1 protein-coding gene is annotated in these 934 nt (G+C 42.6%); it reads left to right on the forward strand.

All coding sequences use genetic code 11. From position 1 onward, the window contains the following. Positions 1-233: 233 nt before the first annotated feature. Positions 234-884, forward strand: a complete 651-nt coding sequence (locus AC1DRQ_RS31865; RefSeq protein WP_477430212.1) for a FadR/GntR family transcriptional regulator — start codon at positions 234-236, stop codon at positions 882-884. Positions 885-934: the final 50 nt, after the last annotated feature.

Here is a 934-nt window from a genome sequence, read left to right on the forward strand (position 1 = left end):
AATAATAAATGCCGCCTATTTTATTATAAGGCAAAGTACCGTTTACCCGAAGATTCTGGATCGTGGCTTTTCTACCGCTTTCGGGGCATTAGGGTCCATCGGTGTATCTTTTCCAGCCGGCATATCGGCAACTACAGCAATAAGGTTAAATATGACCGTGAAATTATAAAAATATTTTTAAAACATCTGATGTTTAATAAAAACATCGTATGTTTGTATCGTAATTGACAACAATGAAAAATCAAAAATTATCAGATCAGGTTTCTGCAAAAATCAGACAGGATATTCTTGACGGAAAATACAAGGCCGGAGAAAAAATACCAGCTGAGCCTGAGTTGATGAAAGTTTATGAAGTAGGCCGGTCAAGCATACGTGAGGCGATCAAAAGCCTGGCCATGTCCGGTATGCTGAAAGTTCAGCAAGGTTCAGGCACTTTTGTTAACGAGGTTTTGCCGGAGGAGAATATGACCGGGCGGTTGCGCGTGGCTGATTTCGACGAGATCAATGCAGTCAGGAAACTACTGGAGCAGGAAATTGTAAGGCTGGCGGTAGAAAACCATACACAGGCGCAGCTGGAAGAAATAGAAAAACAGCTTAAACTCCGGAAACAGGCTATTACCGAAGAGGACAGGCCAGCCTGTACCAATGCCGATATCGCTTTCCACATGGCTATAGCCAATGCGTCCCATAATAAGGTACTCGCCTCTCTTTATCAAAATTTCACACATACTATCCGGACTTTTTTTTCCGAACGCGAGACGCGGGGCATCGGGCATTTTGCTATGAGCCATTACCTGCACGCAGACCTTTTCCAGGCTATCAAAACAAAAAGAAAAAAACAGGCCCAGGAACTCATCCTTAACATCCTGGATCATAATTATTAACTCTAACAACATGACTATTCTCACATTCACCTTAATAACCGGTTCAAACG

This window comes from Mucilaginibacter sp. P4_E8 (genome assembly GCF_056401495.1).